Consider the following 14,749-nt stretch of genomic DNA (forward strand, 5'->3'; position numbering starts at 1 on the left):
GCGACAAGCCCGGGAGGCACGATTCATGAGTGAGCGAGCTCTTCGCGGTACACGCCTTGTAGTGACGAGCTATGAGACGGACCGCGGTATCGACTTGGCTCCGCGCCAGGCCGTGGAGTACGCATGCGAGAAGGGACATCGCTTTGAGATGCCCTTCTCGGTGGAGGCCGAAATTCCGGCGGAGTGGGAGTGCAAGGTCTGCGGGGCCCAGGCACTCCTCGTGGACGGTGACGGCCCTGAGGAGAAGAAGGCCAAGCCGGCCCGTACACATTGGGACATGCTGATGGAGCGGCGCACCCGTGAGGAGCTCGAAGAGGTCCTCGAGGAGCGTCTGGCAGTTCTGCGTTCGGGCGCGATGAACATCGCGGTCCACCCGAGGGACAGCCGCAAGTCGGCCTGACCCGACGGGGCTCGGCACAACGAGAGACGGCCGGGACCGGACACACACCGTGTGTCCGGTCCCGGCCGTTCTCTGTCCCAGCTGTTCCGTCTCCCCGCCCACTGCCGCCCCGTGCGCGGGGCGGCGCACGGAGGCAGGTTCACGAGGACATGCTCACGACGGCTTCACGAGGACATGCTCACGACGGCATGATCGGCGGGCGCGGGCCCGATCCGTCCCGGCGCCCGGCGGGGCCCTCGTCCTCCCGGACGACCTCGCCCTGGATCACGGTGCTCCCGTCCGGCTGATCCCTGCGCGCCTGCTGGAAAGCGGCGCCGAACGCGCCCTGGGTGGCCGTACTCATCCGCCGCTGGAAGGCGCGCTCCGTGGAGCGGCTCAGGGCCGCGCGGACCGGCGGGACGAGCAGCAACAGGCCGAAGGCGTCCGAGACGAGGCCGGGGATCATCAGCAGCAGCCCGGCCAGCATCAGCAGCCCGTTGCCCTGCGGGCGCTGCTCACCCGCCTCCACGGCGCCCGTCTGCTGACGCTGGAGCGTCTCGCTGAGGTTCTGGAAGGCGCGGCGCCCCGCCGCCTTGATCACGACGGCCCCGAGCACGAACCCGGCCACCAGGAGCAGGCAGAGCGTGAAGCCGCCGACCGCTCCGGCCACCACCGTGAGCAACCAGATCTCCAGGACCACCCACGCGGCGACACCGAGCGGCAGGAATGTGCGGAGGCGGGAGCGCCGGTCCTTCGTGGGCCGGTCGCGGGGCTGGGTGCCAGTGGTCATGTCCCCAGTGTGCCTGGGGACACGTCCAAGTGGCGTAAGCGGGGAATCAAGATCGTCCACGTGTGGCGGCGGATCCGGCCGGATCGGACCCGGGCGCCGCCGCGAGGCGCCGCCCGGACGCCACAGCAGCCCCTCAGGGGCCCTCAGGGCCGCCCAGAGCCGCTAAGGGCGTGACCCGAGCATCTTGCCCACCCGTTCACCCACGCCCCACGTGGTGACCCTCCACAGGGCTTCCACGACGATGTCCTTGCTCATCTTGGAGTCGCCCAGCTCGCGCTCGACGAACGTGATGGGGACCTCGACCACGTGGTAGCCGGCCTTCACGGCGCGCCGCGCCAGGTCGACCTGGAAGCAGTAGCCCTGCGAGGCGACATCGGCCAGGCCGAGCCCTTCGAGGGTCTCGCGGCGAAAGGCCCGGAAGCCGCCGGTGACGTCCCGCAGGGGGACGTCGAGCAGGAAGCGCGAGTACGTGGAGCCGCCGCGGGAGAGGAACTCGCGGGACTTGGGCCAGTTCACGACCCGCCCGCCGGGCACCCAGCGCGAGCCGAGCACGAGGTCCGCGCCCTTGAGCGCGGTGAGCAGCCGCGGGAGTTCCTCGGGCTGGTGGGAGCCGTCGGCGTCCATCTCGACGAGAACGCCGTAGCCGTGCTCCAGGCCCCAGGCGAAGCCGGCGAGGTACGCGGCGCCCAGACCTTCCTTGCCCGTGCGGTGCAGGACGTGGACCTGGTCGTCGGAGGCGGCCAGCTCGTCGGCGAGCTTGCCCGTGCCGTCGGGGCTGTTGTCGTCGGCGACCAGGATGTCGGCCGCGGGGACCGCCGCCCGTACGCGGCCGACGATGGACGTGATGTTCTCCGCCTCGTCATAGGTCGGAATGATCACCAAGGCCGTACCCAGAGGGCCGAACTCGCGTCCGCCGTCGTCGCTCACAGCTTCCCCTTAGAACTTCAGTACACAAGGGGACCACCATAGCGAGCACCGCAGATCAGACCGACACTGCGGATCGGGGCCGGACGTCCTTCGGGCCGACCTGGGGCCCGCTGGCTGCGGGTCGACCGAAAGCCGTTGTCTACTGAACGCCCGGGCCCCACCCGGGTCGCACCTCGCCGACCGGCCGGAACGTTCCGGCGCCCCGTGGCGCGGGCGCCGGACTGCGTTCTACGACTGCCTGGTTCGCCCGGTCGTGCGAAAGGTGGTGGACCCGGCCGAACCTACCCGCCGACCGCCGCGGTCTGTCAACAGCCGTTTGACCTGCGCCTCTTCATGAAGTCGCCTGGTCAGGGCAGAGGATGCGCAGGTCGCGTGGGACCGTCCGGGGCCGGGATCCGATGCGCGCCGCCCCGGTACATCACTCGTCCGGCCCTACGAAGACGGGCTGGCCGAACACCACCGTCCGCAGACAGACGGGGAGTTGGGCGCCGGGCGAGAGATCCGGCAGGCCGGGGGTGCCGGAGCGCGGGTCGGTCGACCAGCGGGCCACCCGGTCGTCCGGCGCCTGCACGACCAGTTCGTCGGTGCGCCAGACGGCGTAGTCGGCGGGGGCGCCGGGCACCAGGACCCCGGCGTCGTCGCGGCCGACGGCGCGCCAGCCCCCGCGCGTGTGGGCGGTGAAGGCCGCGCGTACGGAGACCCGGTGTTCGGGCGTGCGGTGGAAGGCGGCCGCCCGGATGGTGCCCCACGGGTCGAGCGGGGTGACCGGGCTGTCGGAGCCGAGGGCGAGCGGCACACCGGCGCGCAGCAGGGCCGCGAACGGGTTGAGCGTGCGCGCCCGTTCGGCGCCGAGGCGGTCGGCGTACATGCCGTCCTCGCCGCCCCACAGTGCGTCGAAGGCGGGCTGCACGGAGGCGGTGAGTCCGAACTCGGCGAAGGCGGCGACCGTTTCGGGGGTCATCATCTCGGCGTGTTCGACGCGGTGCCGGGCGGCGCGCACGCGCGCGAGGCCGGCCTTCTCCGCGGCCGCGCGCATCCCGTCGACGACGGCGGTGACGGCGGCGTCGCCGATCGCGTGGAAACCGGCCTGGAGGCCCGCCTCGGTGCACGCCACGACGTGCACGGCGATCTCCTCTGCCGTCAGGTAGGCGGCGCCGGTGTGCGAGGCATCCGTATAGGGCGCGTGCAGGCAGGCCGTGTGCGAGCCGAGGGCGCCGTCCACGAAGAGGTCGCCGGCGGCGCCGAGGGCGCCGAGGGCGCGGGCCCGCTCGATGTCGCGGTCGGCCCAGTAACCGGCGACGCGGGGGCCCGGCTCGGAGCGGGCGAGGTCGAGCAGCGCCGTGAAGTCCTCCTCGGAGGAGATGTCCGGGCCGCCGCACTCGTGGATCGAGCCGATGCCGAGGGACACGGCGTGCCGCAGTGCGGCGCGCTGGGCGTCGGTGCGCTGCTGGGGGCCGACCGCGCCGAGGGCGGCGGCGCGTACCGCGTGGTGGGCGTCGCGTGTCAGGGGCTCGTCCGGGGCGTATCCGGCCCGGTCCCTGACGCCGGGGACGAGGTCGAGCAGGGCGGTGCTCACGACGGCGGAGTGCACGTCGATGCGGGAGAGGTAGAGGGGCCGGCCGCCGGTGGCCTCGTCGAGTTCGGTGCGGGAGGGCGGGCGGTCGTCGGGCCAGCGGGCCGCGTCCCAGCCGTGGCCGAGCAGGACCCGGTCGGTGGGGCGGGCCGCGGCGTGCTCCCGTACGAGAGCGAGGGCCTCGGCGCGGGAGCGTGCGGCCGTGAGGTCGAGGCCGGTGAGGGCGAGGCCGGTCGATGTGGTGTGGACGTGGGCGTCGGTGAACGCCGGGGTGACCAGGGCGCCGTCGAGGTCGACGATCTCGTCCACGCCGTCCGCGAACGCGTCCGCCGCCCCTTCCGAACCGACCCAGGCGACGTGTCCCGCCTCCACCACCATGGCGGTGGCGAAGGGGTCCGCGGGGCTGTGGACCTCGCCGCGTCGGAGGAGAACGGTGCGGGGGCTGGGGGGCGTGCTCATGGGGGACAGTCTCCCGTGCCGGGTGCGGCGCGCGGGCGCCGGGGTCCCTTTTGTCGCCCCGCGCCCGGCCGCGGTGTACCGGCCGCCTCGCGCGCGCGGGGGGGGCGCGCCTAGGGCGTGTTTCGAAAGTCCCGTCGTCCGCCCGAAGGGCGGGCCCCGCGGCGTCTGGTGCGTGCGATCGCAAGGCGCCGGGGCGCCCTCATAGCGGAGCTATGCGGGCGTTCCGGCAACGCGGCGAGCGTGCGTGCCAGGCGTCGCGGGGCAGGCGGGACTTTCGAAACACGCCCTAGATGCGCGGCGGCCGCGCCTCGTAGGGCGTCGACAGGACGACGGTCGTGCGCGTCGAGACACCGGCCAGGGAGCGCACCCGTGCCAGCAGGTTCTCCAGTTCGTGCGGGGTCTCCACCCGCACCTTCAGGATGTAGTTCTCCTCGCCGGCCACGCTGTGGCACGCCTCGATCTCGGGGACGCCCGCGAGGCGTTCCGCGATGTCGTCGGGGGCGCTCGGGTCGAACGGCTTCACCGAGATGAACGCGGTGAGCGGCAGCCCCACCGCCTCGGGGTCGACGACCGCGGCGTACCCGCGGATCACCCCGCGCTGCTCGAGGCGGCGGACGCGCTGGTGCACGGCCGACGTGGACAGGCCCGTGGCCTTGCCCAGGTCGGTGTAGCTCATCCGCCCGTCCTTGACGAGCAGCTGCACGATCTGTCGGTCGAGCTCCTCCATGCGGCAGAACCTACAGGGCCCGTGATCGCCCGGGATAGCCGAGCGGCGCCGCCGTGGGGCCACGATGGGGGGAGAGCGGCCCCACGGCGGCCGTTACGTCTACCGCTCCCCCGGCATCCGCAACCGGCATGTGACGAACGCCACACGCTTCGGGCCGTGTCCTCGCGTGTGAAGCGGTTACCGCGCGGACGGGACGGGAAGTGCTTGCTGTGGTCGAGGCCGCGGCTCCTGGTCGGCCCACCCGAGGGGGAGAATCCCATGCAGAACGTGAAGCGTCCCGGACGCCCCGCGCGCCAGCGCAAGCAGACGATCGTCGAGTCCCAGCCGGAGGGTGTCGAACCCGACGTCTTCGACGACGACTTCGACGCGTACGACACCTTCGAGATGTACCGGGTGCTGTGCCCGGACTGCGCGCAGCCCATCGCGCTCCTGGCGGACGAGGACGTCCTGCCCGAGCACGCGCTGTGCGCCTCGCCCTGGAACCCGTTCGGACTCACCGTCTGTGCGGGCACCGGGCGCGCGGCCGCCGAGGCCCGCCCCGCCGACGAGGTGACGGGCGCTCAGGAGCAGGACACCGCCCTGCTGTTGACGCTGCCGCAGGGCCTCGACTGGCGCACCCAGCCCTTCTCGCACGTGGGCGGCCCCGGTTCGCGCCCCCTGCGGGTCCCGCTCCAGGGCGACAGCCAGGCCGCCTGACCTACCCGGGTCCGTCCCAGTACCTGCCCTGCACCATGGCCCGCAGGCTGCCGTGGTGCAGGATCAGAGTGTCCGGATCGGCGGGCACGGCGGCCTCGCCGAAGTGGACCTGGCGATAGGCGATGCGGAGCATCACGATGGCGTGCCGCAGCGCCGCGTACAGGGTGTAGAAGTCCATGTCGCGCGGTGTGTGGCCGGTGAGTTCGGCGTAGCGCGCCTCGACGCGGTCGCGGCGCAGGAAGTCGGGCAGGCCGCGCTGGCCGAAGCCCACGGTCAGGTCCTGGAAGAAGCGGTGCAGATAGACCGTCCAGCCGAGGTCCACCTCGCGCGGGGCGAGCGCCGCCATCTCCCAGTCGAGGACCGCGGCCGGGCGGAACCCGTCGTAGACGATGTTGCCGATACGGGCGTCGCCCCAGTTCAGGACGGTGTCGCCGGTGTCGTGCGGCCACAGTGCCGCCAGCCGCTCGAAGGCGCTCTCGATGAGGGGCGACGGCGGGAGGCCGGCCACCACCCAGGCGTAGTAGGCGCGTTGGGACGCGACGTGCCGGTGCAGCGGGCTGCCCTCGCCGGGCAGCGCGAGGAAGTCGGCCTCGGCCGCGGGCACCCCGTCGTGCAGCCGGGCCAGCAGACGAAGGGTCGCGTCCTCCAGTCGGGCGCGCTCCTCGTCCGTGGCCGCGTGCAGCCAGTTCCCCTCGTACGTGTAGGGCATGACGTCGGGCGGCACCCGGCCGGCGACCCGCTCCATCACGAAGAAGGGTGCGCCGAGCGGCCCCGCGTCCTCCTCCAGCCACAGCACGCGCGGCACCGGAAGACCGGTGCGCTCGGCGGCCAGCCGCATCGTGCGGTACTGGCGCGGCATGTCGTACACCGGGAAGACCGTGTACGCGGACGGATCCGCGGCCAGCCGTAACGCGCAGGCCCTGAGCGGGGGGTCGGGGTGGTCCAGGTTGAAGAGGAGGGTTTCGCTGGACATGCCGTTGGACGCGGGGACCGTGATGTTCACCGCCTTCGCGCCGGGCAGTCGGCGATCGAGCCAGGCGGTGAGGCGGCGGGCGATCTCCTCGGGTTCGCGGGTGGACGTGCGGGGGCGCGGTGCTGTCGCCATGGACCGACTCCCTTTCCGTACCGGGTGATCACGGGCGCGCGGGTGCCACCGAGGCGAGGCCGGTGAAGCCGCTCGGGTCGTGGCGGCCGAAGCTGCCGTGCTCGAAGATGCCGTGGCCGACCTGCCCGTCGAGGGTGAAGCGGGCGGCGTGGTCGATCACGCCGTAGGCGGCCAGGGGGTGCGCCGCGGGGTCGGACAGGTCGTAGGCGCGGCGGTCGGTCCAGCCGCGTCCGCGCCAGGTGCCGTGCTGCCAGTCGTCGGCCGGCGGATAGCCCGCGCCGACGGCCAGCGGCGAGGAGGTGAGAATCTCCACGCCGAGTTCGCGGGGTTCGTGGCCGGCCGGGTCGGTGAGGTGGATGACCGCGCTCCGCGGGTGGCGGGTCCCGGGGCGGTAGCTGATGTCGGCGCGGGGCCAGCCGAGTTGGCGGTCGCGGTGGCCCTCGCGGACCAGCGTCGCGTCGTTCAGGGTGCGGTAGCCGTCGGCGTCCTCCTGCACGACGACCATGAGGAAGCGGTCGTCGAAGCGGACCGGCGCCCAGATCCAGTGGAAACCCTCGGTGGGGTGGTCCTCGGCGAGCCGGCCGCCCTCCTCCCCGGGTACGGGCCGCACACCCCAGCTGCGGTCCCGGGTCCCGGTCCAGCCGCGCACCTCGACCTCGCGGCCCCCGATGCGCAGCCGGCCGTCGCACCGCCCGGCCTGCACGAACCGTTTGCTCTCCAGGGTGAGCCGGGCGCCGCGGCGCTGGGTGTGGTGCGGCTCCCACAGGGCCGGGAAGTCGGCGTGCCAGGTGATCTCGTACGAGAGCGCGCCGGGGTCGTCCGGGTCGGCGGCGCAGGTCAGGACGAATTCTTTCAGTGGGCGCTCGACCCGGATCCGCAGCGGGCCGACCTCCATCCGCATACGGGACTCGTCGGCGAGCGCGTCCGAGGCGCGGACGGCGTGCAGGATGGGGCCGGTGCGCAGGGTGGCGTACGCGTCGATCACACCGAGGTTGGGATAGACGCCGAGGCCGAGGATGAGCAGGAACTCGCCGCCAGGGTCGACGAGATGGAAGATGCACCGGTCGTAGGCGTTGCGGTCGCTCGTGGCGACGTGCTTCATCGACAGCGGCACCTGGTGCACCGGGTACTCGTCGAACGCGACGGGGCGGTCGTCCTCGGTCACGGCATCCCTCCCTGGACGTACGGCAGTTGGTGTCGGCCGGGAGGGCGCGGCTGCCCGGCAGCGGAGTTGACGGTACGTCAGCTCGCGTACGGGGGCCAGATGTTCGACCCGTCGGAGCCGCCCGCCCGGTGAGGGCGCGAACTGACACCCGATTACGCCCATCGGTGACCTGCGCCGTCTCTCGTACGTTGCTCTGGCATGACCCCGACGCAGACACCGGCTCCCGCACCCACCGGCCGTCGCAGGCGCGTCCTCGTTCCTGACCCGGCAGAATCGGTTCATCAGCCCCTTCAGGCCCGTCCGCCGCTCCCGGCGTTCCCGTCGCAGCAGGCGCACGCGCAGGACCCGCCCCTCTACCGGGCCCTGCTCGCCGCGTGGGCCGAGCGCGGCCGGACCCTGCCCGGGCAGCACGACCCCGAGTGGGTCCGGCTGATGGCGCCCATCGTGCGCACCGGGCAGTTCAGCGGGTTCGCGGACCCGCGAGGTGACGGGCGATGACCATGCGCCGGATCTGATCGGCGCCCTCGACGATCTGCAGCACCTTGGCCTCCCGCAGGTAGCACTCGACCGGGGAGTCGGTGGCGCAGCCGTAGCCGTAGCCGTAGCCGCCGAGGGCCTGCACGGCGTCCGTGGTCACCTTCATCGCCGCGCCGGCGCAGAACAGCTTCACCATGGCCGCCTGCCGGGAGAAGGGCAGGCCCGCGTCCCGCAGCCGGGCCGCCGACCGATACAGGGCGCGGACCGCCTGGATCCGGGTCGCCATGTCGGCGAGCACGAACCCGAGGCCCTGGAAAGCGGCGACAGCCGTCCGAACCGGGTGCGCCCCTTCGCGCACGTCACCGCCTCGTCGAGCGCCGCCCGCGCCTCGCCGATCGCGCGGGCCGCGATGGCGAGCCGGCCCAGGACGAGCGCCGGGAAATTGGTTCGGACCATTGACCACACTGGTCTAGTCCTCCTACTGTTCCGCTCAACGACTTAACGCGTTCATGTCAGCCAGGACGGACGCGTGGAGCCGGGCTCTTCCGCAGGTCCACAGCACCACTCCCCCCCATGTCCCCCTCCCCCACGAGGAGACACGATGCTCCGACCGCACCTCCCCCGCGCGCGCTTCAAGGCGCTCGCCGCTGCCGCGTGTTGCGCCGTTCTCGGCGCGGGACTGCTCGCCTCGGCGGGCAGCGCGGCAGCCGGGACGGACACCACCCCCCACGCGACGGCGGCCGGCTCGAAGGTCGTCGGCTACTTCACCGAGTGGGGTGTCTACGACCGGAACTACCACGTCAAGAACGTCGAGACGTCCGGCTCCGCCGACCGGCTCACGCACATCAACTACGCCTTCGGCAACGTCCAGGGCGGCAAGTGCGCGATGGGCGACTCCTACGCGGCGACCGACAAGGCGTACACCGCCGACCAGTCCGTGGACGGCGCCGCCGACACCTGGGACCAGCCGCTGCGCGGCAACTTCAACCAGCTGCTCAAGCTGAAGAAGCTGCACCCGAACCTCAAGATCCTCTGGTCCTTCGGCGGCTGGACCTGGTCCGGCGGGTTCACGGAGGCCGCGAAGAACCCGGCCGCTTTCGCCCAGTCCTGCTACGACCTGGTCGAGAACTCGAAGTGGGCCAATGTCTTCGACGGCATCGACATCGACTGGGAGTACCCCAACGCCTGCGGTCTGTCCTGCGACACCAGCGGGCGTGACGCGTACAAGAAACTGATGGCGGCGCTGCGGGCGAAGTTCGGCAGTGGCGCCCTGATCACCTCCGCCATCCCGGCCGACGCCTCCGCCGGCGGGAAGCTGGACGCCGCCGACTACGCGGGCGCCGCGCAGTACGTCAACTGGTACAACCCGATGACGTACGACTACTTCGGCGCGTGGGACGCCAAGGGGCCGACCGCCCCGCACTCGCCGCTGACGGCGTACAACGGGATCCCGAAGGCCGGGTACAACACCGACGCCACCATCGCCAAGCTCAAGGCGGCGGGTGTGCCCGCCTCGAAACTGCTGCTCGGCATCGGTTTCTACGGGCGCGGCTGGACCGGCGTCACCCAGGCGGCGCCCGGCGGCACGGCGACCGGCCCGGCCGCGGGCAAGTACGAGCAGGGCATCGACGACTACAAGGAGCTGAAGACCAGGTGCCCCGCCACGGGCACGGTCGGCGGCACCGCCTATGCCCACTGCGGCACCGACTGGTGGAGCTACGACACCCCGGCGACCATCGCGGGGAAGATGGACTACAAGAACCGGCAGGGCCTGGGCGGCACCTTCCTCTGGGAGCTGTCCGGTGACACGTCCGGCGGTGAACTGATCAAGGCTGTCCACTGACGGTCGCGAACAGACCGCGAGGGGCGGGGTCCGGTGTTCCGGACCCCGCCCCTCGCGTCGTTCACACCTCTCCCGCGGCGCCGCGGCAGACGCGTGGCTCAGGTCACATCAGACCGGTCTGTGTGACGAGCATCGCCAGCACCACCACCAAGGCCCAGCCCATGAGGTGCTCGAGGATCTTCGGGCCGTCCTCCTGCGGGCCGCCGGTGCGGGTGCGCGAGGCGGCGGGGGCCGGAATGGCTGCGGAGCTTGCGGTCATGGGAGTCTCACTCACTCGGTTCGCGGGCGTGGTCGTGATTCCCCCGGGCGCCGGGGGCCTCATGAGGCCCTGGGTCCCCCTCCGGCGCATGTACCACCTTGCCACCGGAATGTCGCTTTGCGACCGAGACCTTGGTCACGCACAACCGGCGCGGAACTCCGTGCGTCCCACACTGCGACGCGTTCCGTCCGACCGGAAGGTTCTCGATGCGCCCGTACCGAACGCCCCGCCGCAGAGCCCGTCTCGCCGTCGCCGTCACGATCACCCTGAGCGCCGCGCTGACCGGCCCGGCCACCCTCTCGCGGGCCGCCGACGACTCCCCCGCGCCGACGCCGGGCGCCGCGGGGCTCGGCGACCCGATGTTCCCGCTCGACGGCAACGGCGGTTACTCGGTCCGCCACTACACGCTCGACTTCGACTGGCAGGCGCCGCGGACCCCGTTCGCCGCCTCGACGACGATCAAGGCCACGGCGGAGCAGGCGCTCTCCCGCTTCGACCTGGACTTCGCGGGCAACGAACTGCGCTCGGTCACGGTGAACGGCCGCCCCGCGCAGGCCCTGCGGGACGGCGACGAACTGGTCGTCACCCCGAAGTCCCCGCTGCGCGACGGCAGTTCGTTCACGGTGAAGGTCGACTACACCGCCGACCCGACCCAGATACGCCACCGCGACGACGCCATCGAGGACTACGGCTGGATCCCCACCCCCGACGGCACGGTCCTGTACCCGCAGCCCAACGGCGCCAAGATGATCTTCCCCTCGGACGACCACCCCAGCCGGCGGGCCCCGGTCACCTTCCGCGTCACGACGCCGGGGGATCTGACGGCGGTGGCCAACGGGCGGCTCGTCGACCGGTCCGCACGCCCCGACGGCCGGATCCGCTGGACGTACGACTCCGAACAGCCGGTGGCGGCGCAACTCGTCCAACTGGCCATCGGCAGGTTCCGGTCGCTCGACAGCACGGGGCCGGGCGGGCTCCCGCTGCGCGATGTCGTGCCGGACGCGCTGGTGGCGCCGACCAAGGAGTACCGCGATCTGACGCCCACACAACTCACCTGGCTGCGCGAGCTGTTGGGGTCCTACCCCTTCAACCGGTACGGCGTCCTGGTCGGTGACACGGACCTCGGGGTGGCCCTGGAGACGCAGACGCTCTCGCTCCTGCCCAAGGCCGATCTGCTCGGCACGAGGGTCGACGCCGAACGCGACATGGTGCACGAGCTGACCCACCAGTGGTTCGGCGACAGCGTCGCCCTCGCCACCTGGTCCGACCTGTGGCTCAGCGAGGGCCATGCCCGCTTCTACGAGCGCCTCTACTCGCAGGAGCACGGGGGCGAGAGCTTCGAGGCCGCGATGAAGGTCGCCTACGAGAGCCACGACCAGTGGCGGTACCAGTACGGGGCCCCCGCCGAACCCACCGAGCCGAACCTCTTCAAGCGCATGCGCTACGACGGTTCGGCGCTGGTCCTGTACGCGCTGCGCGAGCAGGTCGGCGCGCAGACGTTCCAGCGGATCGAGCGGGCCTGGCTCACGAAGTACCGCGGCGAAGCGGCGTCGACGGCCGACTACACCTCACTGGCCTCGAAGGTCGCCGGTCACGACCTGGCGGGCTTCCTGCGCCCCTGGCTGTACGGCGCGCGGACCCCGCCCATGCCCGGTCACCCGGACTGGGTGGTGGCCCCGGTCGTCACCGGCTGACCCTCGCGGTCCGCCCTCCCGGTCAGCGCACGCCCACCGCCGCCAGTGCCTTGCGCTGCGCGGCGGTCGGGTGCGCCGGGAAGTACAGGTAGCAGACGCCGCCGGTGCCGGAGACGACGTTGCCGGAGGCGTTGTGGCGCTTGGTGCGGAGCCAGATCGTCTCCCACTCGGCCCTCTTGTAGACGCGGCGCACCGCCGGGTCGCTCGGCGACGCGGGGTCGTTGGCGATCACGTCGCCCTCCGCGGTGAAGCCGATGACCGTCATGAGGTGCCCGGAGGTGCCGTAGCCCGCGCCGGTCAGCTCCTCCTTGAGGAACGACTGGGACGTTATGGCCGGGATCCCGGCCGCGATCAGGGTCTCCAGGTCGGTCAGGGAGGAGAGGCGGGTGACGACGCCCTGCATGTCCTTGTACGTCGCCGCGTACGCCGCGTTGAACGGCCAGTTGCCGCAGCCCTCGTACTGATAGTCGTAGGTGAACCGGGCCGCGTGGCAGACCTGGGGGTCGGCGTAGGACGGATCGACCCAGGCCAGCTGGGCCGCGGTGGGCTTGCGGCCCCAGTACTCGATGATCATTTGCGAGGAGGTGGGGCTGCACCACGCCTCGCCGCCGTTGTCGTACTCGGGGTACTGGCCGGTGTGGATGTTCTGCGAGTAGCGCGGGACCTTCAGCTCCTTGGCGAGGCCGGGGGCGGACGCCGGGACGGTGAAGCGGTCCGGCACGTCCGAGCCCATCGCGCCGAGGCGCCAGACCGTCGGCGCGGCCTTCGAGCCGGGAGTGCGCAGCAGCGTCAGACGCAGGCTGTACGAGACCAGCCGCAGACCCGAGGCCGCGTCGTCGATGGAGAACGTGTCCGTCCAGATGCTCGACCTGCCGTCGCTCTGGTCGTCCACGGAGGTGCGACGGATGTCGGCGTCCTTGTCGTCACCGGCCGTCCAGCGGCCCATCACGTACCAGGGCGTCCGCTTCCCGTCGCTGTACGTGCCCTGGAGGTCGACCTGGATCCAGGTGCCCTTCGGGGTGTGCGCGTTCCAGGAGGCGATGACCTCGGTGGCGGGGACGCTCAGCCGGTGGACCGGTGAGGTCCACTGGGCGTACTCCCACTCGGCCGTCCGGCCGAGGTGCGGATCGGTGTACGTCCTCGTGCCGGCCGCCTTGGCGAGCGTCACGCCGGGGCGGGCGCCCGCGACGACGCGGGTCCCCTTGCCGGCGCCCGAGCGCCAGTCGGCGGCGGTCGTCCAGGTGTGGTTGTCCACGGTGCGGGCGGGGGCTTTCGTCCGAGGGGCCGCGAGGGCCCCTGTGGTCTGCGGGGTTCCCGCCGCGGCCGCCGTGGCCGTGGTGGCGGCGAGCGCGACGCCCGCGGCGGCGGCGAGCACGGTTCTGCGGGACGGACCGGAGTCCGGAACGGGTCGGGTCATCGGGATGATCCCCCAGTCGAGGAGGTCGGGCGGACGGGGCCGGGTGCGGGCTCGGTGGAACAGTGCGCCAACTATGGCCGCAGCGGCGGGATTTCCACCAGCGTTTCGCGCCCTGTCAGGCTCAGCAATATTGGTCTCCACCACTGGAATGACCTGCGGCGGCGTCCCTGAAACCCCATCGGGCCCCACGTACCCTTGCCGCCGTGAGCTATCTGCGTGTGCCCCTGGACCAGTACGCCGACCGGGTCCGCCGGCTGCCGGTCTCCTGCGGCCCCGTGCGCCTCGTCGGCATCGACGGGCACGCCGGGTCCGGGAAGTCGACCTTCGCGGCGCGGCTGGCCGAGGCGCTCGGCGGGGCGCCCGTGCTGCACCTCGACGACATCGCGAGCCACCACTCCCTCTTCGGCTGGCAGGACCGGCTGCGCGAGCAGGTGCTCACGCCGCTCTCCCGCGGCGACACGGCGCACTACGAGAGGTACGACTGGCACGCCCGCCGCTTCGACGCCGTACGGGTGCTGCCGCCCGCGGACGTGGTCCTGGTCGAGGGGGTGGGCGCGGGGCGGCGCGCCCTGCGGCCCCGGCTGGCGAGGCTGCTGTGGATGGACCTGCCGGGTGGGACGTCGTGGGCGCGCGGGCGGGCCCGGGACGGTGCGGCGCAGGCCGGCTTCTGGGACGGCTGGATCCCGGCGGAGCGCGAGCACTTCGCGCGGGACCCGTCCAGGCCCTTCGCCGACGAATTGGTGCGGGAGGGACCGCTGGGGTACGAGATGCGCGAGGGGCCCGGTGTGACCCCGCAGACCCGGCGCTCCGTCACGCACGGTGAGGAACCGCCAGCGGTGCGCTGAACCCCTCCGAACGGCCTTTCGCCAGTTTCCCCGAGACCCTCAACTCTGCTTGACCGAGGGGCCGTACAGGACTTACGTTCTCAATGTGCGGACTTTCGGGACCGCCCGAAGACGCGAAGCCCCCGGTTGTTCCCCCGTGATCGGGGGCTTCGTTCTGCCCGCAATGCCCTTTCCCGGGCGCTCCGGAGCGCGCGCCGTTCACCCTGGGTCACCACGCGCCACCGCGCCCACCTGCGCGGAATCCCGGGCCCTGGGCCCTCTTTGCGCCGATCCGGCGCTTCCGCGCCCTACGGCCGACCAGCCCTGCGCGGGTACGATGATGCCCTCGGTGCGGCCTACGGACGGCTTGCTGTCCGCATCGTGGCAACTCCCGTCCATGACAGAGCGGTTCAT

At 72.3% G+C, this 14,749-nt stretch carries 14 protein-coding genes and 1 pseudogene; 6 read left to right on the forward strand and 9 right to left on the reverse strand.

Features of this window, described 5'->3' with window-relative positions:
- Positions 1-25 precede the first annotated feature (25 nt).
- Complete coding sequence (locus ACZ45E_RS21090) at positions 26-400, forward strand: RNA polymerase-binding protein RbpA (protein ID WP_081223278.1); 375 nt, start codon at positions 26-28, stop codon at positions 398-400.
- A 178-nt stretch (positions 401-578) separates the two neighbouring features.
- Here ACZ45E_RS21090 and fxsA read toward each other — a convergent pair whose 3' ends face one another.
- From fxsA to ACZ45E_RS21110, 4 genes are all read right to left on the reverse strand, one after another.
- Entirely contained in the window at positions 579-1,169 is a 591-nt protein-coding gene (gene fxsA / locus ACZ45E_RS21095; protein WP_468222652.1) for an FxsA family membrane protein, read from the reverse strand.
- A gap of 162 nt (positions 1,170-1,331) precedes the next feature.
- Complete coding sequence (locus ACZ45E_RS21100; RefSeq protein ID WP_468222653.1) at positions 1,332-2,096, reverse strand: polyprenol monophosphomannose synthase; 765 nt, start codon at positions 2,094-2,096, stop codon at positions 1,332-1,334.
- 418 nt (positions 2,097-2,514) lie between these two features.
- Positions 2,515-4,128 carry an amidohydrolase gene (locus ACZ45E_RS21105; protein ID WP_468222655.1) on the reverse strand — a complete coding sequence of 538 codons (1,614 nt, stop codon included), beginning with the start codon at positions 4,126-4,128 and terminating at the stop codon, positions 2,515-2,517.
- Positions 4,129-4,414: 286 nt separating this feature from the next.
- Positions 4,415-4,855, reverse strand: coding sequence for an Lrp/AsnC family transcriptional regulator (locus tag ACZ45E_RS21110; protein WP_324767677.1), 441 nt, complete (start codon positions 4,853-4,855; stop codon positions 4,415-4,417).
- 258 nt (positions 4,856-5,113) lie between these two features.
- On the opposite strand from ACZ45E_RS21110, the gene ACZ45E_RS21115 reads away from it, so the two are divergent.
- Positions 5,114-5,551 (forward strand): hypothetical protein, encoded by a 438-nt coding sequence (locus ACZ45E_RS21115; protein WP_468222657.1) that lies wholly within the window; start codon positions 5,114-5,116, stop codon positions 5,549-5,551.
- A gap of 1 nt (position 5,552) precedes the next feature.
- On the opposite strand, the gene ACZ45E_RS21120 is transcribed toward ACZ45E_RS21115, so the two are convergent.
- Complete coding sequence (locus tag ACZ45E_RS21120; protein WP_468222658.1) at positions 5,553-6,656, reverse strand: phosphotransferase family protein; 1,104 nt, start codon at positions 6,654-6,656, stop codon at positions 5,553-5,555.
- A 28-nt stretch (positions 6,657-6,684) separates the two neighbouring features.
- Positions 6,685-7,821 (reverse strand): Rv3169 family protein, encoded by a 1,137-nt coding sequence (locus tag ACZ45E_RS21125; protein ID WP_468222659.1) that lies wholly within the window; start codon positions 7,819-7,821, stop codon positions 6,685-6,687.
- A gap of 198 nt (positions 7,822-8,019) precedes the next feature.
- Here ACZ45E_RS21125 and ACZ45E_RS21130 point away from each other — a divergent pair, with 198 nt between their 5' ends.
- Complete coding sequence (locus ACZ45E_RS21130; protein WP_468222661.1) at positions 8,020-8,319, forward strand: hypothetical protein; 300 nt, start codon at positions 8,020-8,022, stop codon at positions 8,317-8,319.
- On the opposite strand, the pseudogene ACZ45E_RS21135 reads toward ACZ45E_RS21130, so the two are convergent.
- Positions 8,282-8,733 (reverse strand): annotated as a pseudogene (locus ACZ45E_RS21135) (acyl-CoA dehydrogenase family protein); the annotation flags it as partial. The gene ACZ45E_RS21130 and the pseudogene ACZ45E_RS21135 overlap by 38 nt on opposite strands.
- 166 nt (positions 8,734-8,899) lie before the next feature.
- On the opposite strand from ACZ45E_RS21135, the gene ACZ45E_RS21140 reads away from it, so the two are divergent.
- Complete coding sequence (locus ACZ45E_RS21140; protein WP_468222662.1) at positions 8,900-10,141, forward strand: glycoside hydrolase family 18 protein; 1,242 nt, start codon at positions 8,900-8,902, stop codon at positions 10,139-10,141.
- A 103-nt stretch (positions 10,142-10,244) separates the two neighbouring features.
- Here ACZ45E_RS21140 and ACZ45E_RS21145 read toward each other — a convergent pair whose 3' ends face one another.
- Complete coding sequence (locus ACZ45E_RS21145) at positions 10,245-10,400, reverse strand: SCO1431 family membrane protein (protein ID WP_468222663.1); 156 nt, start codon at positions 10,398-10,400, stop codon at positions 10,245-10,247.
- 206 nt (positions 10,401-10,606) lie between these two features.
- Here ACZ45E_RS21145 and ACZ45E_RS21150 point away from each other — a divergent pair, with 206 nt between their 5' ends.
- Positions 10,607-12,094: a M1 family metallopeptidase gene (locus ACZ45E_RS21150; protein WP_468222665.1), complete on the forward strand. Its 1,488-nt coding sequence runs from the start codon at positions 10,607-10,609 to the stop codon at positions 12,092-12,094.
- A gap of 22 nt (positions 12,095-12,116) precedes the next feature.
- Here the strand turns inward: ACZ45E_RS21150 and ACZ45E_RS21155 are convergent, their stop codons facing one another.
- Positions 12,117-13,511: a peptidase C39 family protein gene (locus ACZ45E_RS21155; protein WP_468222666.1), complete on the reverse strand. Its 1,395-nt coding sequence runs from the start codon at positions 13,509-13,511 to the stop codon at positions 12,117-12,119.
- A gap of 203 nt (positions 13,512-13,714) precedes the next feature.
- Here ACZ45E_RS21155 and ACZ45E_RS21160 point away from each other — a divergent pair, with 203 nt between their 5' ends.
- A complete protein-coding gene (locus ACZ45E_RS21160) occupies positions 13,715-14,356 on the forward strand; it encodes a uridine kinase family protein (protein WP_468222668.1) in 642 nt (213 codons plus the stop codon).
- Positions 14,357-14,749: the final 393 nt, after the last annotated feature.

Source organism: Streptomyces sp. NPDC030991 (assembly GCF_055571235.1).

What these genes read in the sequence shown, in the direction of transcription:
- ACZ45E_RS21090 (WP_081223278.1), top strand. Translation starts at nt 26, where the DNA reads ATGAGTGAGCGAGCTCTTCGCGGTACACGCCTTGTAGTGACGAGCTAT.
- fxsA (WP_468222652.1), bottom strand. Translation starts at nt 1,169, where the DNA reads ATGACCACTGGCACCCAGCCCCGCGACCGGCCCACGAAGGACCGGCGC.
- ACZ45E_RS21105 (WP_468222655.1), bottom strand. Translation starts at nt 4,128, where the DNA reads ATGAGCACGCCCCCCAGCCCCCGCACCGTTCTCCTCCGACGCGGCGAG.
- ACZ45E_RS21110 (WP_324767677.1), bottom strand. Translation starts at nt 4,855, where the DNA reads ATGGAGGAGCTCGACCGACAGATCGTGCAGCTGCTCGTCAAGGACGGG.
- ACZ45E_RS21115 (WP_468222657.1), top strand. Translation starts at nt 5,114, where the DNA reads ATGCAGAACGTGAAGCGTCCCGGACGCCCCGCGCGCCAGCGCAAGCAG.
- ACZ45E_RS21120 (WP_468222658.1), bottom strand. Translation starts at nt 6,656, where the DNA reads ATGGCGACAGCACCGCGCCCCCGCACGTCCACCCGCGAACCCGAGGAG.
- ACZ45E_RS21130 (WP_468222661.1), top strand. Translation starts at nt 8,020, where the DNA reads ATGACCCCGACGCAGACACCGGCTCCCGCACCCACCGGCCGTCGCAGG.
- ACZ45E_RS21140 (WP_468222662.1), top strand. Translation starts at nt 8,900, where the DNA reads ATGCTCCGACCGCACCTCCCCCGCGCGCGCTTCAAGGCGCTCGCCGCT.
- ACZ45E_RS21145 (WP_468222663.1), bottom strand. Translation starts at nt 10,400, where the DNA reads ATGACCGCAAGCTCCGCAGCCATTCCGGCCCCCGCCGCCTCGCGCACC.
- ACZ45E_RS21150 (WP_468222665.1), top strand. Translation starts at nt 10,607, where the DNA reads ATGCGCCCGTACCGAACGCCCCGCCGCAGAGCCCGTCTCGCCGTCGCC.
- ACZ45E_RS21155 (WP_468222666.1), bottom strand. Translation starts at nt 13,511, where the DNA reads ATGACCCGACCCGTTCCGGACTCCGGTCCGTCCCGCAGAACCGTGCTC.